Origin of the sequence: Leifsonia sp. C5G2, from assembly GCF_013359685.1 — a bacterium.
GTDB lineage: Bacteria > Actinomycetota > Actinomycetes > Actinomycetales > Microbacteriaceae > Leifsonia.
On sequence record NZ_JABFMV010000014.1, the window covers coordinates 1 to 23048 of the forward strand.

The following is a 23048-nucleotide window of genomic DNA, read 5'->3' on the forward strand; positions in this document are numbered from 1 at the left end:
GGCCCCGCCTCCACCGTCGCCTCCGTTTCCGCCTCCGCCGCCCCGCCCCCGTCTCCATCTCCGCCTCCGCCTCCGCCTCCGTCGGAGATTCGAACGTGGGCGGTCCGAATCTCCGACTGGAGTCGGCTACGCAGGAGAATCGAACGTTCGATCGCTCACTTCGGAGGCGGCCCGGCGCCGCGCTCGCAGCGGCGAGTCGCGCCTTGTCGTGGCCATTCGGCCCGGGCAGCCGCCACGACGCGCAACTCGGCGGCCGCGAGCGGGAGCGGGACGCGCCCCGGATGGGGAGGGCAGCGGGGCGCCGCGACGCGCACTAGTGTGGATTCGCCGGGCGTCCGGCGCTCCGGCGCCCGTGGGAAGGGTGCCATGATCGAGAACGAGGCGGACGGGGTTCCGCGGCGCGCGACGCTGAAGGATGTCGCACTCGCCGCGGGGGTGTCGCAATCGACCACATCCCGTGCGCTGAGCGGCGAGGGATATGTCGCCGCCGGGGTCCGCGAGCGGGTGCTCGCCGCCGCCGAGTCGCTCGGGTACGTCCCGCACGCGATGGCCCGCAGTCTCCGCAAGCAGGACAGCCGCACGATCGGCGTGCTCGTCTCCGACCTCCGGAATGCCTTCTACGCCGATCTCGCCGCCGGCATCGCCGCCCGCGCCCGCCGCGAGGGCTACACCATGATGCTCGTCGACGACCAAGGGTCCACCGAGGCGGAGATGGATGCGGCGAAGGCTTTCGTCGCGACTCGCGTCGCGGGCGTGGTCGTCACCCCGCTGTCCGGCGACGTCACCGACTACCTCATGCGCCAGCACATCCCTGTGATCGAGGCCGACCGGCAGTTCTCGGCGGGCAAGTGCGACGCGGTCATCATCGACAACGCGGGCGTGGCGCGTCGGATGACGGATCACCTCATCGACCTCGGTCACCGCCGCATCGCGCTGTTCATCGACGAGACGACCTGGACCACCGGCGGCGAGCGCGCCGCCGGCTACCGCAGCTCCCTGGAGGGCTCCGGCATCGCAGCGGACCCCTCCCTCGTCATCGCGGCGGGCTGGGATGCGGACGGTGCCCGCAAGTCCGCGATCGACATCCTGGCCCGACGCGACCACCCGACCGCGATCTTCGCCGCCAACAACCTGCTGGCGGAGGGCGTCTGGCGGGCGACGAACGACCTGGGGCTGCGCATCCCCGAGGATGTCAGCGTCGTCTCGTTCGACGACTCCGAGTGGATGAGCATGGTCAGCCCCGGAATCACCGCCGTCGCCCAGGACGCCGTGTCGCTGGGTGAGACAGCCCTCGACCGCCTGTTGCGCCGGCTGAAGGATCCCGCGGCGGCGCCTGAGACGATCGTGCTGGAGGCGCAGGTGCTGCCCCGCGGGTCGACCGCGGCGCCGCGCGCGCTCTAGCCGACGGGGCTGCCGCGGCGCCGGGCGCGCTTTAGCGGACGGATCGTCCGCGGCGCCGCGCGCCCTTCAGCCCACGGGTCGATCGCGGCGCCGCGCGCTCTAGCCGAGGGGTCGACCGCGGCGCCGCGCGCGCCTCAGCCGACGGTTCGACCGCGGCCGGGCGCGCTCTCGCCGACGCGCCAGGCCGTCGGCTGGGTCGGTGCTATCGCCGCCCGGACGGCCAGCCGACCACCCAGGGTGGAAACGATCCCATATTTGCGGCAGGATGTCAGCGGCGAAAGGACCGACGCTGACCACCCCAACGCACGAACCCCGCGAATCCGGCCTGGCGGTCGCCATCGACGGCGGCAACTCCAAGACCGAGGTCGTCGTCCTGGGCCGTCGGCTCGGTGGCGGCCTGCAGGAGCTGGCGCGAGCGATCGGGCCGGGCAGCGGAGCCGGACCTCACGCCGTCGTCGCCGCGGTCACGACGGTCTTCAAGGAGCAGAGCATCCTTCCCAGCCGCGTCGTCCGCGTATCCTCCGCGGTCGCCGGCCTCGACCTCCCCGGCGACGAGGTCGGCCACCGGGATGCGCTCGCCCGGCTCTTCCCGAACGCGCGCATCGACGTCGCGGGCGACGCGGTGGCCGTACTGGACGCCGGGGCCGGCCTCGGCCACGCCCTCACGATCGTGAGCGGCGCCGGCCTGAACGCGGTCGCCCGCGGCCCGAACGGTCTCGCCACGGTCCCCGCGCTCGGCTGGGTGAGCGGCGACTGGGGCGGAGGCGACGAGCTCGGCCGGGAGGCCGTCCGCGCCGCCGCACGCGCCGAGGACGGCCGCGGGCCCGCGACCCGGCTTCGAGACCTCGTCCTCGCCGCAACGGACGCCCCCGACACGGTCGACCTCGCCCGCCGCATCCGAGACGGTGCCGTCTCCTCTCGCGAGGTCGGCACCCTCGCCGCGGTCGTCGCCCGGGCGGCGGCCGACGGCGACGCGGTCGCCCGCGATCTGGTCGCCCGAGCCGCGAGCGAGGCCGTCGGCATCGCGGGCGTCGTCGTCCGCGCAGCGTGGGGAGCAGGCGCCATGCCGCCCGCAAGTGCGACGGGCGTCGAGTGGGCCGCACCCGACGCGTCGGCAGCCTCCCCGATCCCACCCGGAACCCCCGCCGTCCTCGCCGGCGGCATGTTCGCCGACGATACCTTCCGCGCCCTGGTCTCCGACGCCCTGCGCTCCCACGGCTTCGACCCCCGTCCGCTCGCGTTCCGCCCCGTCGACGGACTGGTTCGCGCGCTGCGCGAGGAGTCCGCATCCTGATCCACCCGTGAACGAAAGGTCCTGCCATGAAGATCACCGTCATCGGCGCCGGCTCCACCTACACGCCCGAGCTCATCTCCGGCCTGTGGAACGAGCGCGAACGCCTCACCGTCGACGAGCTGTGGCTGATGGACTTGGACGGCCCGCGCCTGGAGATCGTCGGCGGCATGGTGCGCAGGATGCTGGCACGCCAGGGCGCCGATGTCCCGGTCACCCTCACCACCGACCGCACGGCGGCGATCGAGGGGTCGGACGCGGTCCTCATCCAGCTGCGCGTCGGCGGCCAGAAGGCACGGCTTCAGGACGAACTGTTCCCGCTGGCCTGCGGCTGCGTCGGCCAGGAGACCACCGGGGCGGGCGGTCTCGCGAAGGGGCTGCGCACCGTCCCCGTGGTGCTGGACATCGCCCGGGAGGCGCGAGAGCGCGCCAACCCGGGGGCCTGGATCGTCGACTTCACCAACCCGGTCGGCATCAACACGCGGGCGCTGCTCGACGACGGGCACAAGGCGATCGGCCTGTGCAACTTCGCGATCGGCGTCCAGCGCTGGATCGCCCGGGAGCGCGGGGTGGAGCCGCACCGCGTCGAGGTGGACCCGGTCGGGCTCAACCACCTCTCCTGGGTGCGCCACATCCGCGTCGACGGCGTGGATGTGCTGCCCGGGATGATCGAGGAACGCGCCGACGACCTGGGCCGGCGGGGTGGCGTTCCGGCCGAGCTGATCCGCGACCTGGGCGTGCTGCCCTCCTACTACCTGAAGTACTACTACGCGCACGATGCGACGGTGGCGGAGCTGCGCGCCTCGACCCCGCGCGCGACCGTCGTCGCCGATGTGGAGCGTGAGCTGCTCGCCCTCTACGCCGACCCGTCCGTCGACACGAAGCCGCCGCAGTTGGGGGCGCGCGGCGGCGCGTTCTACAGCGAGGCGGCGACCGCGTTGCTGGCGTCGCTCGTGGCGGGCACCGGCGACCACCACGTCGTCAATGTGCGCAACCGCGGGCTGATCCCCGGCCTCGCCGACGATGACGTGGTGGAGACCCTGTGCCGGGTGGATGCCTCCGGCGCCACCCCGCTGCCGCAGGAGCCCGTCGCGCCCGAACTGCTCGGGCTCATCCAGCACGTCAGCTCGTACGAGCGGCTGGCGGCGCGGGCCGCGGTGACCGGTGACCGGCGCCTGGTGCGGATGGCGCTGCTCGCGCATCCACTGGTCGGGCAGTGGGACCGCGTGACCGCCCTGGAGGAGGGCCTGTTCGCGACCGGCGGCGACCTGCTTCCGCAGTTCGCCGCGTCGACTCGATGACGCGCTCGGCCGAGGTCGTCGTCTACGGAGCGACGTCCGCAGGCGTGGCGGCGGCCGTCGCGGCGGCGCAGGCGGGCGCGTCGGCTCTGCTGGTGGAGCCGGGCAGGCACCTGGGCGGGATGACCTCGGGCGGCCTCGGCTACACCGACGTCGGCGACGTGCGCGCGCTGGGCGGTGCCGCCGCCCGCCTGCGTACCGACATCGCCGACCATTACGGGGTCGCGCCCGGGCGGTACGCGGGACCCGAGCCGCACGTCGCGGAGGCGATCTTCCGCCGCTGGCTGGAGCAGGCGGGCGTCGAGGTGCTCTTCGAGGCGCCGCTGCTCGGCGTCGAGACGGCCGAGGGTCGCGACGGCCGCGAGCTCCGGGTCATGACGGTCGGCGCAGGCGAACGCATCGAGGGCGCCGTGTTCGTCGACGCGGGGTACGAAGGCGATCTGATGGCGGCCGCGGGGGTGCCGTACCGGGTCGGCCGCGAGGACCGCTCCCTGCACGGCGAGCGCTTCGCCGGGCGGCAGGAGCTGCTGCCCGGGATGCACAACATGCCGCCCTGGGTCTCGCCCTTCGCCGGCGACCCGACCGGGCGCACGGAAGGATCGATCCTCGCCCAGCTGCACGACCGTCCACTCGCCGCGCTCGGGGAGGGCGACGGCGGCGTGATGTCGTACGGCTTCCGGGTGTGCCTGACGACCGCGGCGGACCGCATCCCGTTCGACCGGCCGGACGACTACGACGAGGCGTACTGGGAGCTGGCGCGACGGTTGTTCGCGCGCGACCGGCGTGAGGGCGTCGAGCGGACCGCCGGGCGGATGCTCGGCCTCGAGCCGAACCTGCCGGGCGGGATGGCCGACGGCAACTCCCTCGGACCCGTCTCGCTCAGCGTGCTCGACGGCTCGGCGTGGGAGTATCCGGACGCCGCGCCCGAGCGGCGCGAGCAGCTCCGTTGGCACCACATCGCTCACACCCGCGGCTTCCTGTACTTCCTCTCGCACGACCCGGCCGTGCCGGCGTCGATCCGCCGCGAGCTCTCCCGCTGGGGCCTGCCGCGCGGCGAGTTCGCCGACACCGGGCACCTGCCGCACCAGCTGTACGTGCGGGAGGCGCGGCGGATGGTGGGCGAACGTGTGCTGACCGAGCGCGACCTGCTCGCCGGCGCCCTTCCCGCGGATACGGTCGCGCTCGGGTCGTACCACATCGACATCCGCGAGGTGCAGCGGGTCTGGCGCTGGGTGTACGAGCACCCGGAGCCGATCGGCTCGGTGTTCACCGAGGGGTACCTGTCGGTCCCGGTGCCGGTCTACGGCATCCCGTACGCGTCGCTGCTGCCGAAGCGTGCGGCCGCGGCGAACCTGCTGGTGCCGGTGTGCCTGTCCGCCTCCGCGGTCGCGTTCGCCTCGGTGCGCATGGAACCGCAGTACATGATGCTCGGTCAGGCGGCGGGGACGGCTGCAGCGATGGCGGCGTCCGCCGGAGCGGCCGCGCATGACGTGCCGATCGACCGCCTGACGGACGCGCTCCGGGCGGCAGGTCAGGTTCTGACGCCCGCACAACCACGGTCTGATACCGGTGTCAATCCCCCTGACACGAGAGGATTTCTGTGCAGCGATCAGGCACTATGAGGGGATGGGAAAACTCGTCTACGGGGCCGGTCAGGAGTACGACCTGGACGACCGCGTGCTCAGTCACGTCAAGCTGGCGATCGTCGCCAAGCTGCGACGGCATGAGAGTTTCCTGCTGAACTGGGATGTGCCGGTGGAGCAGGGCTCCGGCCGGGTGTCGCTCTGGATCAGCCGTGAGGTGCCGCTGTCGTTCCAGTTCAGCGGGAGCCGCCCGCCCGCGATCAACCCGCAGTGGCTCGAGGCGCTGATGCACACGTCGCAGCGAACCGGCGGCATGGTGATCATGCAGGAGGACGAGGTCGCGCGCCACCTGCCCTGACGGGCGGACCGCGCTGTTCGTCCGCACCTCTCCCACCGCTCGTCAAGCCCCTGCCTTCGGGGAGAAGCGGCTCTAGCTTGCTTCTATGGGCGAGATGACAGCGACAGCAGTCCTGATGATGCTGCCGAGGCGTGCGCGCACACCCGTCGCCGTGCTGACCGATGGGCCGGTCCCGTCGTCGCTCCGGCTCGACGTCTTCGGCGGCCGCGAAGTGTTCGTGCGGATGCGCCGCGGACCGGGCGCGCACGGCGTCGCCGAACCGTACCGGGAGCAGCCGCGCGACGACTTCCCCGTGGAGTCCGACCCCGCCGTCGTGGTGGATCCCGCACGCTTCGAGCAGGCGCGGTTCGCCTGCTCGGCCTCGGTCTTCGGTGCGACCGACGTCGTCGTGTTCGTGCCGCTCGATGCGGGCGGCGCGCCGCCTGCCCGCGTGCGCGTGCCCATCCCCTCGCTCGACCGGCCCTCGTGGCACGAGTTCGAGCTCGTGTCGCGCACCCGCATGGAGTGCCGCTACCGCGTCGTGCAGCAGCACGACGCCGTCCCGACCGGAGGTTCCCGTGCTCTATCAGCTCTCTGAGGTCGAGCGGCTGCTCGACGACGGAACCGGGCTGTACGTCCGGTTCTCGGCCGGCTACTCCGCCGACGTGGAGGCCGGCTCGGTCGATGCCGAGAGCGGCCTGCCGCTGCCGGGGCTGGTGGCGCATCCGCTCGACCCGGAACCCTGGTGGACGCTTCCCCGCGCCGAGTGGATCGCCCGCCAGCTGACGCGCCTCCCCGCGCCGCGGCACGCGCCGGTGGACGGCGCACGACAGGAGCGGTTCGCGTGGCTCCTGCGCGGACGACGGGCAGGAACGGGCCCGGAGGGCGAGGCGCTGGTCGCCGACATCGAGGTGGTCGGTCGGCTCGCCGAGTGCCTCATCGAGCAGGCGGACCGGGTCTGGGGTGCGCGTTTCGACGCGGAGCTCGGCCGGCGGGAGGCGGAGCAGGTCGCGGTGGCGCATGCCTGAGCGGGTCGGCGTGGAGGGCGCGGCCCCGATCACCCGGGTGGACGCGACGGCCGTGCTGCAGCTCATCTCCGACGGGCCTTCGGGCGGGACCGCCATCGTGCTCCGCCGGCCGGAGGCGCCGCCGTTCGTCGTGATGGGCGACGACTCCGAGGAGGGCTTCTCGCGGCTGCGCCGCGGCGCGATCGCCTACGGGGTGCCGGAGCTGTATCAGGCGCTCCCCCGCGACATGATCCGCGAGGGCCACATCCTGCACGTCCGCGAGGATCACACGCCCGCCCGGGTGGACAAGGCCGGGTCGGTGTTCGGCCCGATGCCGGAGAAGCTGTGGGTGCCGCTGAACGACGAGGGGCGTCCGTTCGAGCGGATGCGCATCCCGATCCCGTCGCTCGAACGCCCGGCGTTCGTCGAGTTCGTGCTGGCGGGCGACGGCGACCTGCTCGACTACCGGCTGGACTGCGAGGCCCGGATGGGCGACGGCTACATCTGCCCGTACTGCGGCAAGCTGTGCCCGCAGAAGGAGCCGCACACCGCCGCGCACGGGGTCGCGGGCCACACGCACGCCGGGGTCGCCGCCGGGCAGGACCAGGAGCCGCCGCCGCTGACCGGCCCGCTGGAGCTCGGCCACCCGGGCTCCGGGTCGCACCTGTGAGTCGCGCCCTGCGGCTGCTGGTGTGGCAGGTCCACGGCGGCTGGATGGACGCGTTCGTGCGCGGGCGGCACACCTCCCTGCTGCCCGTCGACGCGAATGGCGACGGCGGGGTCGGTGCGCGCGACTGGCCCGCGAACGTGGTCGACGTGCCGGAGGGGCAGCTGGCGGAGACGCCGTTCGACGCGGTCGTGCTGCAGCGGCTGGAGGAGTTCGAGCTGGTCGAGCGGCTCACCGGCCGCCGCCCGGGCGTGGATGTGCCGGTGGTGTTCGTCGAGCACAACACGCCGCAGGAGGGGGTGCCTCAGTCGCGTCATCCGCTCGCGGACCGGTCCGACGTGCTGATCGCGCACGTCACGCACTTCAACGCGCTGTTCTGGGACACCGGGTCGACGCGCACGCGCGTGATCGAGCACGGTGTCATGGACTACGGCAACCGTTTCACGGGCGAGCTGCCGCGGGCGGCTGCGGTCATCAACGAGCCGGTCCGTCGTTGGCGGGTGACGGGATCGGACCTGCTCGGCGGGTTCGCCGCCGTCGCCCCGGTCGACGTGTTCGGGATGCAGGCGGACGGTCTCGCCCAGGCCCTCGGGGTCGGCCCGGACCGTGTCGCCGCCGCGGGCGACCTCGAGGCGCCGCGGCTGTTCACGGAGGTCGGCCGCCGCCGCGTGTACGTGCACCCCAACCGCTGGACGTCGCTCGGGCTGTCGCTGCTGGAGTCGATGACCGCGGGCATCCCGGTGGTGGCGCTGGACACGACGGACGCGCGGCGGGCCGTGGTGCCGGGCGTCGGGGCGATCTCGACGGACCTCGCCGAGCTCCACGACGCCGTGCGCGCCTTCGTGGACGATCCGTCCCGCGGCGCGGAGGCGGGAGCTCGCGGCCGGGAGTGGGCCCTCGAGCGCTTCGGCCTGGCACGGTTCCAGTCCGACTGGGACGATCTCCTCGCCCACTGGGTCGCGTGACCGCGCCGCCATTCGTCACGAATGGGCGCTCTTCGTGACGAATGGGCGCGATTCGTGACGAGTGGCGGCGGGACGCGGTCAGTCGCGGGCGTCGCGGAGCGCGCGCTCGGCCTCGCGGACCGCGCGCTGCGCGTCGGTGAGGCGTGCCCGCAGCGACCGCTCCGCGGCCCGGGTCTCGGTGAGGTCGTCCACCACGCGCTGGAGCTTCCGCTGCAGGCGGTCGCGCTCGGCCTCGAGGTCGCCGCGGCGGTCGACGGTCTCGTCCAGTTCATCCTCCGTCGCCTCGGCGTCGGACCTTGCGCGCTCGAGATCCTTCTCGGCGGCGCGGAGGCGGCGCTGACGTTCCCGGCGCTCGCCCGGCGTCTCGGCCGGCTCCTCCGCCTCGGACCGCTCCTCCGCCTCAGACGCCTCCGCCCGCTCCGCCGTCGCTGCCTTCCTCCGTCGCGGGTTCGGCGCCGGGAAGTCCTCGACCTCGACCGGCAGCGCCACCGCGTCCGACACGTCCACCTGCTCCAGGCCGGTGGACTCGAGGGCGCGCACCAGCATCCCGCTCCGCACCGCGGCCGCGGCGGCCGGATCGATCACCGCCGCCTGCAGCGTCTCCTCCACCTCGCGCTGGACGGCCGGGCTGAGGTCGAGCCCGTCCGTGGCGCGCTGCAGCAGCCGCTGCCGCTCCTGGGTGAGCGCGCGGATCTCGGCGCGGTCCCGCGAGGCGAACGCGTCGCGCATCCGGGAGCCGATGTCGAGCACGTCGCCCACGAGGTCGGGATGCTCGCGCACCAGAGCGTTGATCGCCGCGGCGGACGCGGACGGCTTCCGGAGCGTCTTGATCTGCTTCGCCGTCGACCGGTCGGCCTCGGCGGCCGCAGCGTTGCGCTTCGCGATGAAGTCGGCGGGCGCCGCGGCGTACAGCTCGCCTGCGACGTCCCGGAGGTCCATGCGGCGAGTGTACGCGCGGCGCGGCGTCCGCTCAGTGGTTGCGGAGCTCCTTCACGAGCTCGCCCTTGTTCTTCTTGGAGTAGCCGGTGAGGCCCAGCTCCTTGGCGCGCTTCTTCAGCTCCGGCACGGTCCAGTCCTCGTACGAGCCCGAGTCGCCGCCCTTGCGGCCCACGGACGAGCGCCCGCGGGCCGCGGCGGCGTTGGAGATGCGAGCCGCCTTCTGCTTCGAGTCCCCCTCGTCGCGCAGCTTCTCGTAGAGCTCCCGGTCTTTCAGCTGCGGCTGTTTGCCTGGCATGTTCCGCTCCTTCCGTTGCTGGCAGGAACGGTACGCCGGAGGCTGCCCCGTGTCAGGCGGGTGTCAGGCCCGCGGCGCCTTCGACGCCCGGACCGCCGCGAAGTACTCGTTGGACGGGCGCAGCCAGATCAGCACGAGGGCCACCACCGTCGCGGCGAACTGCAGGAAGCCGACGCCGTATCCGGCGAGGACGTTGAGCAGCGACAGGGCGGTGAGCACCGTCAGGACGATGCGGGCCCAGTTGGCGCCGCGGCGCATGAAGAAGGCGAACAGCACGAACACCACGGCCCAGAAGATCAGCGTGACCACCGTGAACCCCACGGCGAAGGCGATCGCGGCGTCGGCGAGCGACTGGATGTTCTGGCCGTTCGCCTGCGGGGAGTTGCGGATCTGCTCGAGGGCGGCGTCGCGCGTCGATCCGATCGTGGCGATCGTGATGATGCCGCTCACGACGCTCAGCGCGGCGCCGACCACGTACAGCCAGAACGCGATGTTCACGGTACGGGGCGGCTCGCCGACGGCCACGGGAGTCGCGGGGACGCCGGTCCCGGCAGCCGGGTAGTCGGGCGGCGGAGGAGCGGAGGGGAGCCCCTGGCCTGCGGCCGGGGCGGTCGGCTCCGGGGCGGCCGGCTCCGGTGCGATCGGCTCCGGTGCGGGCGGCGGGGTCGGCTCGCCTGCCCCCGCAGGTCCGGCGGGGCGCGGCGTGCTCTCGTCGTCTGGAGTCGTCATGCGGCGACCCTACTCCCGCCGGGAAGCCCCTGACTAGGGTGCTGCGCCGTCGCGGGTGGACTCCTCCACGCGTGTGGAGGGCGCGGGCGCGAGGGGTTGCGTGGCCGGTCCTTCCAGCACGGACCCGTCCGCCGCGAAGCGCGAGCCGTGCAGCGGGCAGTCCCACGACAGCTCCGCATCGTTCCAGCGGACGACGCCTCCGAGGTGGGTGCAGACCGCGGTCAGCGCGCAGGTCGTGCCATCGACCGTGGAGACGCCGACGGGCGTCCTCCCCCGGCGACCCACCGTCCCCGTCCCCTCCGGGACCGGCTCGTCGCCGAGCTCCTTCGCGGTCTGCGCCGAGGCCCACTCGCTGATCGCGGCCTTGCCGACGCCGGCGTTCATGGCCACCCCGGAGGCGATGTCCACCGGGCGCGTCACGCGGTGGTGCAGGACGCGCGACCACTCCAGCGTCTCACCGGTCAGGTCTGCCGTCAGGCTCAGGGCGGACGCGATCGCGTTCGTCATCCCCCACTTGTCGTAGCCGGTGGCGAGGTAGACGCGGCCGCGGCCCCGCGGCAGCCAGCCGACGAAGGGCACGCGGTTCGCCGATCGGTAGTCCTGCGCGGCCCACCAGTGCGTCCGCTCGGCTCCGGGGAACATGCGCTCGGCCCAGGCCGTCAGATCCGCGAGCTGCTCCGCGGGCGAGTCGGCCCGGCCGACGGGATGCCCGTTCCCGCCGACCAGCAGCAGCTCGCTCCCGTCGGACGCCGTCGCGGTGCGCAGCGATCGGGCAGGCGAGTCGGCGGACAGGTACATCGCGCGCGGGATGCCGCCGGGCACCCGGAAGGCCGTCACGTACGACCGTGTCGGCTCGACCTTCGCGAAGTAGAGGCCGCGGTCGAGGATGGGTGTCCCGGTTGCCAGGACGACCTGCTCGGCACGCGACGTGCCGGAGGTGCTCGTGACGACGGCAGGTTTCGACGCCGACACGTCGGTCACGCGTTCGCCCTCCACGATCCGGCCGCCGAGCCGGCGGAGCTCCGCGGCGAGCGCGGCCAGGACACGCAGCGGATGCACCTGCGCCTGGCCCGCCAGGGTGAGCGCGCCCTCGACCTCGAAGGGAGGCTCGGCGGTGCGTTCCTGGGTCACGTCGAGGCCGGCCACGCGGGCGGCCGCGAGTTCCGCATCCAGCTTGTCGAGGCCGTCGAGGGTGGTCGCGTAGGTGACGGCTTCGCGCACGTCGAACGGCACGCGCTGCTCCTCCAGGAAATCGAGCAGCCAGCCCTGACCGGCGGCGTTGCCGTCGACGTAGGCGCACAGCACCGACTCGGAGGCGTGCCGGCGGATCGACGAGAGCGTCGTGCCCTGCAGCAGGCTCACCTTGCCCGTGGTGTTGCCCGTGGTGACGGCGCCGACCGTCCGCGCCTCCAGCACCAGCACGCGCATTCCCGAGCGCGCGAGCATGAGAGCGGTGGCGAGCCCGGTCAGGCCGGCGCCGACCACGATCGTGTCGTACTGCCCGTCCCACTCGAAGGTGTCGGTGGCGATGGGCGGGGAGGTCTCGAGCCAGAGGGACGTCGTCGGCATGGGATGAGCATCCACCCGCCGGGCCGCCGTGGGAAGCGGTTGACTTCAGGCCGGTTCAGGCCAGGGAGTCGAAGTCGAACCAGAAGGCGTCGTCGTCGTCCTCGCCGCTCGCCGCCCCCGAGGAGACCGGATCCCTCGGGATGGTGGCGGTCTCGATGCGGACACGGGTCTGGCTGGTGACGAAGATCTCGCTCGGCGGCCTGCTGGACTGCGAGATGGCGACGAAGTCGCCGTCGCTCCGGCTCGCCTCCACCACTGCGGCCTTGAGCTCCTCGACGGGCGCGCGATCGACGAAGGTGAATCTCAGGTCGTCGATGTAGACGTGGAACACCTGCATTACCTCTCCCCGGTCGTCGCTTATCTTGGCTGATAGTACGCGGACTGACGGGTTGTTCCAGTGCAGCCGTGTATCCGGGCCGATTTCAGAGCAGGTCGATGTCGAGGTCGGCGACGTCCTCCGTCCCGTTCTCGACGTAGGTCGCGCGGTGCGGCCCGAGGGCGGCGATGCGCTGCTCGAACTCCGCGACGAACGGTTCGTCGCGCAGTTCGTCGCCTCCGAACGCCTCGTCCTCGGCCAGCATCTGACTGGCGGGACCGAGGAGCAAGAGGACCTCGCCCCTCGCTCCGCTGTCGACGACGGCGGGCGCGCGGACTTCGGCCGCAGCGTTGTTGTGCGCCAGCGCGGCGGCGAAGCGCACGAGGACGTCGGCGATCTCGTCTCCGGTCAGGAGGGAGCCGCTCGCATAGTGGATGCGCTTCATACACAACCCATACGGGCACCTGGGCGTCTCGTCAAGGAGGGGAGCCCCTCCCTTGCAGATCGCGGCGGCCGCGCGTTCACTTGCGCAGCATGACCGATGACACCCGCCCACTCTCCGCACTCGCCCTCGTCTGCACGCTGAAGCCGTCGCCCGGCGAGTCCAGCAGCCAGCTGCTCGCCCGCCAGGTGCTCGACGAGCTCGCCACCCACGACGTCACCGGGACCGCCGTGCGGCTGGCCGACTACGACATCAAGCCCGGCGTCGAGCTCGACGAGGGCGACGGCGACCAGTGGCCGCACATCCGGGAGCAGATCATCGCGTCCGACATCCTGCTGATCGTCACCCCGACCTGGATGGGGCACCTCTCCTCCATCGCGCAGCGTGCGCTCGAACGCCTCGACGCCGAGTTGTCCGAGACGGATGAGAACGGCCGGCCGGTCGTCGAGGGCAAGGTCGGGATCGTCGGGGTGGTCGGCAACGAGGACGGCGCGCACGCGATCATCGCCGACGTGTTCCAGGGCCTCAACGATGTCGGGTTCTCCATCCCTTCGCAGGGCGCCACCTACTGGAACGGCGAGGCGATGGGTTCCGTCGACTACAAGGACCTGGACGAGACGCCGGAGGCGACCGCGGGCACGACGGCCGTCGTGGCGAAGAACGCGGCCCATCTCGCCCGGCTGCTCCGCGAGCGGCCGTACTGAGCCTCGCGGTCGCCCGCGGCTAGCATTGGCCGGGTGCCGACACCCGAGCCAGAGATCGTCGCGCGCCTGCGCGCGGCGGGATGCGTCTTCGCCGAGGACGAGGCGCGGCTGCTGACCGAGGCGGCGGCCTCGCCGGAGGAGCTGGAGGCGCTCGTCTCACGGCGCATCGCGGGGGAGCCGTTGGAGCCGCTGATCGGCTGGGTGGAGTTCTGCGGGATGCGCATCCACGTCGATCCCGGCGTCTTCGTCCCGCGCCGTCGCACCGAGCTGCTGGCCCTGCGTGCAGCGGCGCTCGCCGCGGACGCCGTGGTACGCGAGGGCGCCGCGACCGTCGTCGACCTGTGCTGCGGCGCCGGTGCGATCGGGGCGGTCGTCGCCGCGCGCGTCCCGGCGGCCGAGCTGTTCGCGGCGGACATCGACGCCGCCTCCGTGCGCTGCGCCCGGCGCAACCTGGAGCCCGCGCACGTCTTCGAGGGCGACCTGTTCTCTGCGCTGCCCCCGACGCTGCGCGGCCGGGTGGATGTGCTCGCCGTGAACGCACCGTACGTCCCGACCGACGAGATCGCGCTCATGCCCCCGGAGGCGCGTGACCACGAGCCGGCCGTCGCGCTCGACGGCGGCGCCGACGGCCTCGAGTTGCACCGGCGGATCGCCGCGGAGGCGGCGGACTGGCTCTCCCCGCACGGCGCGCTCCTCATCGAGGCGAGTGCACGGCAGGCCCCCGCCTCCGCCGCCCTCTTCGCCGCCGCGGGCCTCATCGCGCGCGTCCACTCCACCCCCTCCCGGGCCTCCACCCTCGTGCTGGCCCGCCTCCCGCGCTGACCCTCCACCGTCGAGTCCGCGAAGACTGCACGGCCACGCGGCGTGTCGCGTGCACTCTTCGCGGACTCGACGGCGGGCGGAGGGAGGGCTACGGTGCGGAGTGTGAGCAGGGTCGGTGCGGTTGCGGGCTCGCGGGTGATGGCGCTCGACCGGGTGCGGCAGTCGCTTGTCATCGCGGGAGCGGTGGTCGCGCTGATCGGCGCGGTGGTGGGCTCCGGATTCGCGGGCGGGACGCCCATCCCGAAGGTGGCGGGCGGCGCCCTGAGCGCGGACGCGACACTTCTCGCGCCTGCCGGTCCGGCCTTCGCGATCTGGTCGGTGATCTACGCAGGCCTCGTCGCCTACGCGATCTGGCAGGCGCTGCCGTCGCAGGCCGCGCGGGAGCGGCAGCGTCGCGCGGGCTTCTGGGTGCTGGCGTCGCTGCTGCTGAACGCCGCGTGGATCCTCTCGGTGCAGGCGGGAGCGCTCGCCCTGTCGGTGATCGCGATCGTCGCACTCCTCGCCGTGCTGATCGTGGCGTTCGTCGTGCTCCGCCGGCACCCCGGCGACTCGGCCGCCGACGCTGTGCTGTTCGACGGCGTTGTCGGACTGTACCTCGGCTGGGTGATGATCGCCACGGTCGCGAACGTCACGTCGTGGCTGATGACACTCGGCTTCGACGGTCTCGGGCTCAGTCCGCATGCGTGGGCGATCGCGCTGCTCGGCGTCTTCGCGGCGATCGGATGCGCGCTCGCGATCTGGGACGGCGGCCGCTTCGCCCCTGCCGTCGCGTCGGCGTGGGGACTGTCGTGGATCGGCGTCTCCCGGCTGACCGGCTCGCTCACGTCCGCGCCGGTGGCGGTCACCGCATTCGCCGCGGCGGCGCTGATCCTGCTGGTCGCGCTCGCCGTGCGCGTCTCCCGGCCCGGAGCCGGTCGACGACGCTAGCGGGCCGCGTCGAGCGACCGCAGGTACTCGGCGTTGCCGCGGACCGCGGCCTGGTAGCGCTGCAGATCGGGCGTCCGGATGCCGTCGACCGCGACCTCCATCAGCTCCGCCACCGCCGCATCGCTGCGGCCGGCGGCGTGCAGGGACAGCGCGTGCCAGACGCGCACCGACTCCGACTCCGGGAACTGCTCCAGCGCCCGGTCGAGCGCGGCGAGCGACTCGTCGAAGCGGCCGAGGTTGCGCAGGGTGCTGCCGTACTGCAGCAGGCAGCGGCGGAGGGTGTCGCCGCTGAGCCCCGCGTCGAGGGCCCGCTCGTAGAACCCGGCGGCCGTGTCCTCCTCACCCGCGGTGTCGTACGCGCCGCCGACCTCGTAGAGCACGTCCGGGTCGTCCGGGTGCTCCGCGAGCACCTCGCGGAGGGCGTCGATCGTCGGCTGCATGTCGTCGCGGTCCCGCGCCTCGAAGAGCTCGCGCAGGCGCTGCAGCAGGGCGGGGTCGGTGGTAAGCGGCATCCGATCACCCTACTTGCCGCCGAAGCTCCGACGTTCCTGGCCGCCCCTGTCGCGTCCGGCGCCTCGCGCGTACGGTGCACGCCATGAAGATCATCATCTTTGCCGCAGGGGTCGCCGTCGGTTTCGTCATCGGTTCGCGTGCAGGGCGTGGCGCGTACGAGGATCTGCGCACCAAGTGGCGCGGGTTCGCGGACTCCGACACCGTGCAGCACGTGAAGGGCGACGTGAAGGACTTCGCCGGACACGCCGCGTCCGACGTGGGCGACAAGGTCAGCGAGACCGTCAGCAAGGTGACCGAGAAGGCGTCGGCCAAGATCGACGAGGTCACCGGCAAGGGCGGGAGCGGGTCCGGCTCCTCCGCTCCGGCGTCGGCGTCCTGAGTCAGGCCCCCTCGGGCGGGTGGGCCAGGAGGTCCACCCGCTCGCCGAGGTACGCGCCGAACTCGCGCGCCGCGTCGTCGCCCGCCGCCGCGCTCCAGCGCACGAGCGCTCGCCCGTCGCGCACGAACAGCGGGCCGGCCGACGAGCGCAGCGCCTCGGCCTCCAGCTCGATCGGCCGCGCGGCGAAGTTCACCGTCTCGCCGTCGCGGAAGCCGCCGCGCTGGGCCGCGGCCCGCAGCGCGCGCCGCTCCTCCACCGACCGCGCCAGGCCTTGAGGGCGTCCGGGAGGCGTCGCCCGCACCAGCGAGCCGGTCGCCCGCAGCACGCCATCCTGGTCCAGCAGGAAGACGCCGAGCCGCCAGACACTGCCGATCCTCCGCAGCGCCGGCTCCCGCCGGATGAACATGACGCGGCGGGCCGGGACGAGCTCGGCCAAGGCCTCCTGCCGCGCCCCTGCAGCGGCCAGCGTGTCGACCGCATCCCTCACGACGGCGTGGATGTGCGCGATCGCGTCCTCGTCCGTCCCGTCGTCCACGGGACGAGCCTACGAGGCGGTCGCGGTGCGGATGGAGAACGAGTTGTCGTCGGTGACCAGCAGCAGCTCGACGCCGTCCCGGTGGCGGAGGACCACCAGCGCGGAGCCGTCGGTCGAGGCGACACGCTCCACCTGGTTGAGGAAGATGCGGGCCATCTCGTCGCTGACCCGGAAGTCCCGGCCGAGGGCGTGCACGATGTACCCCGATACGATCGGCGGCGGGCGGCGGAGTCCCGTCTCGCGCGCGAAGTCCTCGACGGGGGTCTGAAAATCGGGCGTCATGGTCATCGCGGGGCTCCTTCTCTAGCATCACGCACGTTAGTCGCGGAAATCCGCGCCGCCAGGGGGTTGACGGGGGGTTAGATGGAAGGCATGAAGACCTTCACCTTCCCCCGCACCGACATCGAGGCGTCGAACATCGTCCTCGGCCTCATGCGCATCTCCGACCTCGGCGACGAGGAGATCCGTACCCTGGTCCGCACCGCACGCGACTCCGGGATCACCATGTTCGACCACGCCGACATCTACGGCGCCGAGCGTCACGGCTGCGAGCGCCGCTTCGGCGACGCGGGCGCCGTGCCCGCGGCCGAGCGGGACCAGGTCGTCATCCAGTCGAAGGTGGGCATCCGCGAGGGCTACTTCGACTTCTCCCGCGAGCACATCCTGCACTCGGTCGACGAGTCGTTGCAGGCCCTCCGGACCGACTACCTCGACATCCTGCTGCTGCACCGCCCGGACACCCTGGTCGAGCCCGACGAGGTCGCCCTCGCCTTCGACGAGCTGCAGAGCGCGGGCAAGGTGCGCGCCTTCGGCGTCTCCAACCAGACCCCCGGTCAGATCGAGCTGCTGCAGCGGTCGCTGTCGCAGCCGCTCATCGCCAACCAGGTGCAGCTGAGCATCACGCACGCGCCGGTCATCGCCCAGGGAGTCGCCGCCAACATGGCCGGCCTCGACCAGTCGATCGACCGCGACAACGGCATCCTCGACTACGCGCGCCTGCACGACATCGTGCTCCAGGCCTGGTCGCCGTTCCAGAAGGGCTTCTTCGACGGCGTCTTCCTCGGCGACCGCGAGAACTTCGCAGAGCTCAATGACGCGATCGACGAGCTGGCCGAGAAGTACGACGTCACCCCGACGGCCATCGCCGTCGCGTGGATCACCCGCCACCCCGCCGGGATGCAGGTGGTGCTGGGCACCACGAACGCCCAGCGGGTGCGCGACTCGGCGGCCGGCTCGGACATCCCGCTGACCCGGCAGGAGTGGTACCGCCTCTTCACGACGGCGGGCCACACGCTTCCGTAAGGGCCGCGGGGGCGCGCGCTCAGCCGGCGTTCTGCTGGAGCCGGCCGATCTCGGCTCGAGCGGCCTGGACCAGCTCCTCGTTGGTGTGCGCGTGCCCCCACAGTCCCCAGCCGCCCGGTGCGGCCTCCGTCAGCAGCACCCAGGTGCGGTCGCCGAGCGACGCGTCCCCTGCGGCCTCGGCGACCAGCGCGGTGAGCCGCTCGACGACCGCGAGCTGCTTCTCCCGATCGAGACCGCCGGCGTTGGTGAGCACCCGTCCGCTCGACCTGGTGGGCGAGTCGCTGCTGCAGCGGGCCCGGGAGCTCGACGGGGCGGGCACGCCGTCTTAGTGCCTTTAGGAGTCTTTACTTCGTTCACATAAAGCTGCCTAAAGCAACCGATCACGCCCGACCACGGGTATGCGGCCTTCACCGTCCCCGACTTCGACAAGTTCATGTTGCGGGCCGTCCCAGAGCTCGTCGTCCCTGAGGTGCAGCGAAGAAGACGCAAGAGCTGACGAGTAGAGCGAACACCGGCGCGGCGGGCGACTGGATGCGGCGGACCGGCTGGGTTACGGTCGGAGGCGTGGACGACGAACGGGTGTCGCTGCTCAGCCGTTCGGCGATGCGGCTCTGGCTCGTCCACGTCGCCACGGTCCGCTCCCGGCTGGTGCGGCCCCTCGACGGGCGGCAGGCCTACGTCGCCGGGCGGAGACCGCTCCGCGTGCTGCTGGTGGGCTCCGGTCCCGTCATGGGCTGGGGCGTCGGCAGCTACGACCTTGCCCTTCCCGGCGCGATGGCGCGGGCGCTCGCCGCATCGACGGGGCGCGGAGCCGTGGTGGATGTCGTGCCGCATCCCTCGGCCGGTGTCCGGCGGCTGCGGCGCCTGGTCCACGCGGCCGAGCCGGGACGCTACGACGCGGTCGTGCTCAGCGGCGCGGTCGCCGATGCGGTGCGCATGGCGGAGCCGAAGGGCTGGCGGACCCGGCTGCACGCGTTGCTCGCGCAGACGGTCTCGGCGGGAACACGCACCGTGGTGTGGCTCGGCGCGCAGCCGATCCGCTCCATCCCCTCGTTCGACTCGAGGCCTGGGCAGGCCGCTCAGGATCATGCGGAGCGGCTGAACGGCATCGCACGGGAGGTCTGCGGCGAGGCGGGCGCGGTGTTCGTCCCGCTGTCCGGTCCGCCGCCCGGTGCAGCCGGCCGCCACCGCACGCCGAGCGACTACCTGCACTGGGCGCGGGAGATCGTGGATGCGCTCATCCCCGCCCTGCAGGAGCGGGTCGCGCCGAACCCGGCCGCGAGCGAAGGGTCCGACCGTGCCCAGGCGATCGCCCGCCTCAAGCTCGGCAGCCGGGGCGGCGACGCGCGACTCGACGGCATCGTCGGCACGGCGAAGCGCACCCTCGGGACCGAGATCGCGATGTTCACCGTGCTCGACGATGTGAAGGCGTGGCCGCTCGCCTCGGCGGGTGCGGTGCTCGATGAGATCCCGATCGAGCAGTCGGCGTGCATCCACACCATCCGGACGCCCGACGGGATGGTCGTGCCGAACGCCATCGAGGATCCGCGCTTCGCCGGCAGCGCGCTGGTCGCCGGCCCGGCCGGCCTCCGCTACTACGCGGGCTACCCGGTGGAGGCGCCGGACGGCACCCGGATCGGCGCCATCTGCGTCTTCGGCCGCACTCCACGCGAGCGCGCCGACGGCGAGGCCGACCTCGACGTGCTGCGCGAGCTCGCGCTGCTCGCCCAGCGGGAGCTGTGGCGGTTCGCACCCGCCGCGGACGACTGACGCGTCAGCTCCCCAGCGCGGTGAGCAGGCGGCCGAGCGAGCCGCCGAGACCCCAGCGCTCGGACAGGGCTTCGAGCGCGGCGCGCTGCTCGCCGGTCGGCACGGGGAGGGCCGCGTCGACCTCGGGAAGCGGGAGGTCGCGGACCACCTCGACGACGCGCGGAGCGACTGCCAGGTAGTCGGTCGCCGCCGCGAACCGAGCGCGCGCCGCCGGCTTCATGCCGCTCCCGGAATCCTCCGCCGCGGCGACGATCCCCGCGAGGTCGCCGTATTCGGCCAGCAGCGCCGCTGCCGTCTTCTCGCCGATGCCCGCCACGCCAGGCAGCCCGTCGGACGTGTCGCCCCGCATCGCCGCGAAATCGGCGTACTGGTCGGCTCGGACGCCGTACTTGCGCTCCAGGGACTCGCTCGTCACCACCTCGAGGTTGCTCATGCCGCGGGCGGTATACACGATACGAACGTCGCGCTCGTCGTCCGCCAGCTGGAACAGATCCCGGTCTCCGGTGACGACGTCGACCGCGTGCGGGGTGACGGTGGCGAGGGTCCCGATCACGTCGTCGGCCTCGTGCTCGGCGGCTCCGACGACGGCGATTCCAACCGCGTCGAGCACCTCGCGGATGATCGGCACCTGGGCGACCAGCGCCTCCGGAGTCTCCTCCACGTCCACCCCGCCCGGCACGAGCGTCGCGACGCGGTGCGCCTTGTAGCTCGGGATGAGCTCGACCCGCCAGGCCGGGCGCCAGTCGTCGTCCCAGCAGGCGACGAGCCGCTCGGGCCGATAGTCGGTGACCAGCTTGGCGATGATGTCGAGGAACCCGCGGACCGCGTTCACCGGGGTCCCGTCCGGCGCCTTCACCGTGTCGGGCACGCCGTAGAACGCGCGGAAGTAGAGGGAGGCGCTGTCGAGCAGCATCGTTCTGCCGGTCACGCACCCGATCCTGCCACGTCAGGGGGGAGGCCGGAATGCTTCCTGCCGGGGACCGCAGGGCGCTAGGGTCTGCTGCATGGCCGGAACCGTCGTCGTCGAGCGCACCGCCCGCATCCGGGCCACCCCGGAGCAGCTGGTGCCCCTCATCTCGCGCCTGCCCGAGTGGACGCAGTGGTCGCCGTGGGAGGACCTCGACCCCGACCTGCGCCGTGAGTACAGCGGCGAACCGGGCGAGGTCGGCTCCGCCTACACCTGGTCGGGAAACCGCAAGGCCGGCGCGGGCGAGATGCGGATCACCGCGGTCGACCCGGACGGCGTCGGCATCCACCTCGACTTCACCAGGCCTTTCCGCTCGTCGAACGAGCTGCGGTTCGTGCTCGAGCCGGAGGGGGACTCGACCCGTGTCACCTGGAGGATGGAGACCCCTCAGAAGCTGTACACGCGGTTCGTCAACCTGGACAAGCTGATCGGCGGCGACTTCGAGAAGGGCCTGCGCAAGCTGACCCAGGTCGTCGAGGCGCCGTGACCGCTAGCGTGGACGGGTGACAGCCGCCCCCATCGTCGTCTCCGCCGTCGCCGTGGTGCGCGACCGCACGGTGCTCATGGTCACCGCGCGCGACCGCGACGTCTACTACATGCCGGGCGGCAAGGTGGATGCGGGCGAGACCGCCGCGCAGGCAGCCGCGCGCGAGGCGTTCGAGGAGGTCTCGCTGCAGCTCGACCCGGACGGCCTGGAGGAGCTCTTCGAGGTGCGGACGCAGGCGCACGGCGAGCCGGAGGGGCGTCAGGTGCACATGCGCGTGTTCCGGGCGCGGACCGCAGACGACCCGGTGCCGTCGGCGGAGGTCGGCGCGGTGCACTGGACGACGAGCGCCGACGCGGACCGCTGCCCGCCCGCTGGCACGGAGGTGCTCCGCAGGCTGGTCGACCTCGGCCTGATCGACTGACCGACCAGGCCGCCGGGCGCCGCGCCTCCCGCATGAGGGCTGGCGCGCGTGGCCCAGCGGGACCAGTGTGGTGTCATGGCGCACACCCATGAGTTCCGCTTCTCGGGAAACGACGACTTCGACTTCGAGATCCGCACGACGATAGGCCAGGCGTTCAGCGGCGCGGCCGACATCGGCGAGGTGCTCGCCGCCGTCCAGGGCGTCGGCGACAACGACTACGACGGCTGGTTCCGCGCCTGGCTGGGCCTCGGCGATCGCATCGCGGCGCAGGCGGACGCCTCGGCGAGGGCCGGGCACTCTGTCAGCGCGGCGAGCGCGTACCTGCGGGCGGCCTCCTACTACGCGACCGCGGTGAACGCCGTGGCCTCGCTGGCGAGCGAGGACGAGCTGCTGCCGACCTTCCGCAAGCACCGGGCTGCGTGGGACGCCTGGGTGGACGCGGTCGACCTCGACATCGCCAGCGTCGCCATCCCGTACCAGGACACCATGTTGCCCGGTTACCTCTTCCGTTCGCCGGGAGTCGCAGCGGAGGCCGCGTCCCGGCCGCTGCTCGTCGTCGTGAACGGCAGCGACGGCGCGCTCACCAGCCTGTGGTCCTCCGCCGTCTCCGGCGCCCTCCGGCGCGGTTACGACGCCCTGGTCTTCGACGGGCCCGGGCAGCAGTCGATGCTGTTCGAGCGCGGCGTCCCCTTCCGGCCCGACTGGGAGGCCGTGCTCACGCCGGTGCTCGACTTCGCGCTCGCGCAGCCGAGGGTGGACGCGGACCGCGTCGCGCTCTACGGCATCAGCCAGGCGGGCTACTGGGTGCCACGGGCTCTCGCCTTCGAGCACCGCTTCGCCGCCGCGGTCGCCGACCCGGGCGTCGTCGACGTCTCCACCTCCTGGACGGACCACCTGCCCGGCAACATGCGGAAGCTGCTCGACGAGGGCGACGACGCGAAGTTCGACCGCGACATGGAGCTGGGCATGAAGTTCTCGCACGAGCTCGCGAACACCTGGCGGTTCCGGGCGAGGCCGTACGGCACGACCGGCTACGCCGAGACCCTCAGGGCCGTGCTGCAGTACTCGGTCGAGCAGGTGGCCGGACGGATAACGACGCCACTGCTGATCACCGACCCGGAGCACGAGCAGTTCTGGCCGGGCCAGTCGGAGCGGCTCGCCGCACTCACGCCGTCCGTCTCCACGCTCGTCCGCTTCACCGAGGCCGAGGGCGCCGACTTCCACGTCCAGCCGCTCGCCCGCGCGCTGACCGAGCAGCGGATGTTCGACTGGCTGGACGAGCGCCTCGGCCGCTGACCCGCGGAGGGCCGTTGCCGATGTCGGCGGCCTGCGGTTGGATGCTGCCATGCGGATCCGACGCGAGATGGTCGTCTTCGACACCG

The 23048-nt window shown here is 72.7% G+C and carries 29 protein-coding genes; 18 read left to right on the forward strand and 11 right to left on the reverse strand.

The window, feature by feature from the left end:
* The first annotated feature begins 366 nt into the window (after positions 1 to 366).
* The 9 genes from HNO83_RS16335 to HNO83_RS16375 all read left to right on the forward strand — a co-directional run bounded on the left by HNO83_RS16335 (position 367) and on the right by HNO83_RS16375 (position 8549).
* On the forward strand, positions 367 to 1401 hold the full coding sequence (locus HNO83_RS16335) for a LacI family DNA-binding transcriptional regulator (protein ID WP_175338593.1): 1035 nt from the start codon (positions 367 to 369) through the stop codon (positions 1399 to 1401).
* Between the two features lie 265 nt (positions 1402 to 1666).
* Entirely contained in the window at positions 1667 to 2695 is a 1029-nt protein-coding gene (locus HNO83_RS16340) for a BadF/BadG/BcrA/BcrD ATPase family protein (RefSeq protein WP_175338594.1), read from the forward strand.
* 26 nt (positions 2696 to 2721) lie between these two features.
* Positions 2722 to 3993, forward strand: a complete 1272-nt coding sequence (locus tag HNO83_RS16345) for a 6-phospho-beta-glucosidase (protein ID WP_175338595.1) — start codon at positions 2722 to 2724, stop codon at positions 3991 to 3993.
* Positions 3990 to 5612 carry an FAD-dependent oxidoreductase gene (locus HNO83_RS16350; protein WP_175338596.1) on the forward strand — a complete coding sequence of 541 codons (1623 nt, stop codon included), beginning with the start codon at positions 3990 to 3992 and terminating at the stop codon, positions 5610 to 5612. Before HNO83_RS16345 ends, HNO83_RS16350 begins: the two co-directional genes overlap by 4 nt.
* A gap of 4 nt (positions 5613 to 5616) precedes the next feature.
* Positions 5617 to 5931: a DUF7882 family protein gene (locus HNO83_RS16355; protein ID WP_175338597.1), complete on the forward strand. Its 315-nt coding sequence runs from the start codon at positions 5617 to 5619 to the stop codon at positions 5929 to 5931.
* An 85-nt stretch (positions 5932 to 6016) separates the two neighbouring features.
* Positions 6017 to 6508, forward strand: coding sequence for a hypothetical protein (locus HNO83_RS16360; RefSeq protein WP_249776802.1), 492 nt, complete (start codon positions 6017 to 6019; stop codon positions 6506 to 6508).
* Positions 6489 to 6938 carry a DUF6098 family protein gene (locus HNO83_RS16365; protein ID WP_175338598.1) on the forward strand — a complete coding sequence of 150 codons (450 nt, stop codon included), beginning with the start codon at positions 6489 to 6491 and terminating at the stop codon, positions 6936 to 6938. Before HNO83_RS16360 ends, HNO83_RS16365 begins: the two co-directional genes overlap by 20 nt.
* The gene (locus HNO83_RS16370) at positions 6931 to 7587 is read left to right on the forward strand and encodes a hypothetical protein (protein ID WP_175338599.1); all 657 of its coding nucleotides are present in this window, start codon (positions 6931 to 6933) and stop codon (positions 7585 to 7587) included. The genes HNO83_RS16365 and HNO83_RS16370 overlap by 8 nt, the downstream gene beginning before the upstream one ends.
* Positions 7584 to 8549: a glycosyltransferase gene (locus tag HNO83_RS16375; protein ID WP_175338600.1), complete on the forward strand. Its 966-nt coding sequence runs from the start codon at positions 7584 to 7586 to the stop codon at positions 8547 to 8549. Before HNO83_RS16370 ends, HNO83_RS16375 begins: the two co-directional genes overlap by 4 nt.
* Positions 8550 to 8627: 78 nt before the next feature.
* Here the strand turns inward: HNO83_RS16375 and HNO83_RS16380 are convergent, their stop codons facing one another.
* From HNO83_RS16380 to HNO83_RS16405, 6 genes are all read right to left on the reverse strand, one after another.
* Positions 8628 to 9488 (reverse strand): hypothetical protein, encoded by an 861-nt coding sequence (locus HNO83_RS16380; RefSeq protein ID WP_175338601.1) that lies wholly within the window; start codon positions 9486 to 9488, stop codon positions 8628 to 8630.
* 31 nt (positions 9489 to 9519) lie between these two features.
* Positions 9520 to 9783, reverse strand: coding sequence for a DUF7218 family protein (locus HNO83_RS16385; protein WP_175338602.1), 264 nt, complete (start codon positions 9781 to 9783; stop codon positions 9520 to 9522).
* Between the two features lie 63 nt (positions 9784 to 9846).
* Positions 9847 to 10512, reverse strand: a complete 666-nt coding sequence (locus HNO83_RS20470) for a hypothetical protein (protein ID WP_249776803.1) — start codon at positions 10510 to 10512, stop codon at positions 9847 to 9849.
* A 33-nt stretch (positions 10513 to 10545) separates the two neighbouring features.
* Positions 10546 to 12081 (reverse strand): FAD-dependent oxidoreductase, encoded by a 1536-nt coding sequence (locus tag HNO83_RS16395; protein WP_175338603.1) that lies wholly within the window; start codon positions 12079 to 12081, stop codon positions 10546 to 10548.
* A 55-nt stretch (positions 12082 to 12136) separates the two neighbouring features.
* A complete protein-coding gene (locus HNO83_RS16400; protein ID WP_175338604.1) occupies positions 12137 to 12418 on the reverse strand; it encodes a hypothetical protein in 282 nt (93 codons plus the stop codon).
* An 85-nt stretch (positions 12419 to 12503) separates the two neighbouring features.
* Entirely contained in the window at positions 12504 to 12842 is a 339-nt protein-coding gene (locus HNO83_RS16405; RefSeq protein WP_175338605.1) for a hypothetical protein, read from the reverse strand.
* 89 nt (positions 12843 to 12931) lie between these two features.
* Between HNO83_RS16405 and HNO83_RS16410 the strand changes: the two genes are divergently transcribed.
* The 3 genes from HNO83_RS16410 (at position 12932) to HNO83_RS16420 (ending at position 15292) form a co-directional block, all read left to right on the forward strand.
* On the forward strand, positions 12932 to 13543 hold the full coding sequence (locus tag HNO83_RS16410) for a flavodoxin family protein (RefSeq protein ID WP_175338606.1): 612 nt from the start codon (positions 12932 to 12934) through the stop codon (positions 13541 to 13543).
* 33 nt (positions 13544 to 13576) lie between these two features.
* Positions 13577 to 14365 carry a putative protein N(5)-glutamine methyltransferase gene (locus tag HNO83_RS16415; protein ID WP_175338607.1) on the forward strand — a complete coding sequence of 263 codons (789 nt, stop codon included), beginning with the start codon at positions 13577 to 13579 and terminating at the stop codon, positions 14363 to 14365.
* Between the two features lie 138 nt (positions 14366 to 14503).
* Entirely contained in the window at positions 14504 to 15292 is a 789-nt protein-coding gene (locus HNO83_RS16420; protein ID WP_175338691.1) for a TspO/MBR family protein, read from the forward strand.
* On the opposite strand, the gene HNO83_RS16425 is transcribed toward HNO83_RS16420, so the two are convergent.
* Positions 15289 to 15804 (reverse strand): tetratricopeptide repeat protein, encoded by a 516-nt coding sequence (locus HNO83_RS16425; RefSeq protein ID WP_175338608.1) that lies wholly within the window; start codon positions 15802 to 15804, stop codon positions 15289 to 15291. The two genes, HNO83_RS16420 and HNO83_RS16425, sit on opposite strands and share 4 nt — an antisense overlap.
* A gap of 83 nt (positions 15805 to 15887) precedes the next feature.
* On the opposite strand from HNO83_RS16425, the gene HNO83_RS16430 reads away from it, so the two are divergent.
* Positions 15888 to 16184, forward strand: coding sequence for a hypothetical protein (locus tag HNO83_RS16430; protein ID WP_175338609.1), 297 nt, complete (start codon positions 15888 to 15890; stop codon positions 16182 to 16184).
* Position 16185: 1 nt separating this feature from the next.
* Here the strand turns inward: HNO83_RS16430 and HNO83_RS16435 are convergent, their stop codons facing one another.
* On the reverse strand, positions 16186 to 16719 hold the full coding sequence (locus HNO83_RS16435) for a hypothetical protein (RefSeq protein ID WP_175338610.1): 534 nt from the start codon (positions 16717 to 16719) through the stop codon (positions 16186 to 16188).
* A 9-nt stretch (positions 16720 to 16728) separates the two neighbouring features.
* Entirely contained in the window at positions 16729 to 17007 is a 279-nt protein-coding gene (locus HNO83_RS16440) for a TetR family transcriptional regulator (protein WP_175338611.1), read from the reverse strand.
* An 84-nt stretch (positions 17008 to 17091) separates the two neighbouring features.
* On the opposite strand from HNO83_RS16440, the gene HNO83_RS16445 reads away from it, so the two are divergent.
* A complete protein-coding gene (locus HNO83_RS16445) occupies positions 17092 to 18021 on the forward strand; it encodes an aldo/keto reductase (protein ID WP_175338612.1) in 930 nt (309 codons plus the stop codon).
* A gap of 19 nt (positions 18022 to 18040) precedes the next feature.
* Here HNO83_RS16445 and HNO83_RS16450 read toward each other — a convergent pair whose 3' ends face one another.
* On the reverse strand, positions 18041 to 18274 hold the full coding sequence (locus tag HNO83_RS16450; protein ID WP_175338613.1) for a tautomerase family protein: 234 nt from the start codon (positions 18272 to 18274) through the stop codon (positions 18041 to 18043).
* Positions 18275 to 18585: 311 nt separating this feature from the next.
* Here HNO83_RS16450 and HNO83_RS16455 point away from each other — a divergent pair, with 311 nt between their 5' ends.
* A complete protein-coding gene (locus HNO83_RS16455; RefSeq protein ID WP_175338614.1) occupies positions 18586 to 19791 on the forward strand; it encodes a GDSL-type esterase/lipase family protein in 1206 nt (401 codons plus the stop codon).
* Between the two features lie 4 nt (positions 19792 to 19795).
* Here the strand turns inward: HNO83_RS16455 and HNO83_RS16460 are convergent, their stop codons facing one another.
* Complete coding sequence (locus HNO83_RS16460) at positions 19796 to 20704, reverse strand: 5'-3' exonuclease (protein ID WP_175338692.1); 909 nt, start codon at positions 20702 to 20704, stop codon at positions 19796 to 19798.
* 91 nt (positions 20705 to 20795) lie between these two features.
* On the opposite strand from HNO83_RS16460, the gene HNO83_RS16465 reads away from it, so the two are divergent.
* From HNO83_RS16465 to HNO83_RS16475, 3 genes are all read left to right on the forward strand, one after another.
* Positions 20796 to 21245, forward strand: a complete 450-nt coding sequence (locus tag HNO83_RS16465) for an SRPBCC family protein (protein ID WP_175338615.1) — start codon at positions 20796 to 20798, stop codon at positions 21243 to 21245.
* 16 nt (positions 21246 to 21261) lie between these two features.
* A complete protein-coding gene (locus tag HNO83_RS16470) occupies positions 21262 to 21666 on the forward strand; it encodes an NUDIX hydrolase (protein WP_175338616.1) in 405 nt (134 codons plus the stop codon).
* A gap of 75 nt (positions 21667 to 21741) precedes the next feature.
* Positions 21742 to 22962 (forward strand): alpha/beta hydrolase family protein, encoded by a 1221-nt coding sequence (locus HNO83_RS16475; RefSeq protein WP_175338617.1) that lies wholly within the window; start codon positions 21742 to 21744, stop codon positions 22960 to 22962.
* The last annotated feature ends 86 nt before the right edge of the window (positions 22963 to 23048 follow it).

Coding starts and splice junctions, on each gene's coding strand:
- HNO83_RS16350 (WP_175338596.1), top strand. CDS start 3,990: ATGACGCGCTCGGCCGAGGTCGTCGTCTACGGAGCGACGTCCGCAGGC.
- HNO83_RS16440 (WP_175338611.1), bottom strand. CDS start 17,007: ATGACCATGACGCCCGATTTTCAGACCCCCGTCGAGGACTTCGCGCGC.
- HNO83_RS16475 (WP_175338617.1), top strand. CDS start 21,742: ATGGCGCACACCCATGAGTTCCGCTTCTCGGGAAACGACGACTTCGAC.
- HNO83_RS16340 (WP_175338594.1), top strand. CDS start 1,667: ATGTCAGCGGCGAAAGGACCGACGCTGACCACCCCAACGCACGAACCC.
- HNO83_RS16400 (WP_175338604.1), bottom strand. CDS start 12,418: ATGCAGGTGTTCCACGTCTACATCGACGACCTGAGATTCACCTTCGTC.
- HNO83_RS16395 (WP_175338603.1), bottom strand. CDS start 12,081: ATGCCGACGACGTCCCTCTGGCTCGAGACCTCCCCGCCCATCGCCACC.
- HNO83_RS20470 (WP_249776803.1), bottom strand. CDS start 10,512: ATGACGACTCCAGACGACGAGAGCACGCCGCGCCCCGCCGGACCTGCG.
- HNO83_RS16360 (WP_249776802.1), top strand. CDS start 6,017: ATGGGCGAGATGACAGCGACAGCAGTCCTGATGATGCTGCCGAGGCGT.
- HNO83_RS16420 (WP_175338691.1), top strand. CDS start 14,504: ATGGCGCTCGACCGGGTGCGGCAGTCGCTTGTCATCGCGGGAGCGGTG.
- HNO83_RS16345 (WP_175338595.1), top strand. CDS start 2,722: ATGAAGATCACCGTCATCGGCGCCGGCTCCACCTACACGCCCGAGCTC.
- HNO83_RS16430 (WP_175338609.1), top strand. CDS start 15,888: ATGAAGATCATCATCTTTGCCGCAGGGGTCGCCGTCGGTTTCGTCATC.
- HNO83_RS16355 (WP_175338597.1), top strand. CDS start 5,617: ATGGGAAAACTCGTCTACGGGGCCGGTCAGGAGTACGACCTGGACGAC.
- HNO83_RS16370 (WP_175338599.1), top strand. CDS start 6,931: ATGCCTGAGCGGGTCGGCGTGGAGGGCGCGGCCCCGATCACCCGGGTG.
- HNO83_RS16425 (WP_175338608.1), bottom strand. CDS start 15,804: ATGCCGCTTACCACCGACCCCGCCCTGCTGCAGCGCCTGCGCGAGCTC.
- HNO83_RS16385 (WP_175338602.1), bottom strand. CDS start 9,783: ATGCCAGGCAAACAGCCGCAGCTGAAAGACCGGGAGCTCTACGAGAAG.
- HNO83_RS16410 (WP_175338606.1), top strand. CDS start 12,932: ATGACCGATGACACCCGCCCACTCTCCGCACTCGCCCTCGTCTGCACG.
- HNO83_RS16465 (WP_175338615.1), top strand. CDS start 20,796: ATGGCCGGAACCGTCGTCGTCGAGCGCACCGCCCGCATCCGGGCCACC.
- HNO83_RS16445 (WP_175338612.1), top strand. CDS start 17,092: ATGAAGACCTTCACCTTCCCCCGCACCGACATCGAGGCGTCGAACATC.
- HNO83_RS16335 (WP_175338593.1), top strand. CDS start 367: ATGATCGAGAACGAGGCGGACGGGGTTCCGCGGCGCGCGACGCTGAAG.
- HNO83_RS16405 (WP_175338605.1), bottom strand. CDS start 12,842: ATGAAGCGCATCCACTATGCGAGCGGCTCCCTCCTGACCGGAGACGAG.
- HNO83_RS16460 (WP_175338692.1), bottom strand. CDS start 20,704: ATGCTGCTCGACAGCGCCTCCCTCTACTTCCGCGCGTTCTACGGCGTG.
- HNO83_RS16380 (WP_175338601.1), bottom strand. CDS start 9,488: ATGGACCTCCGGGACGTCGCAGGCGAGCTGTACGCCGCGGCGCCCGCC.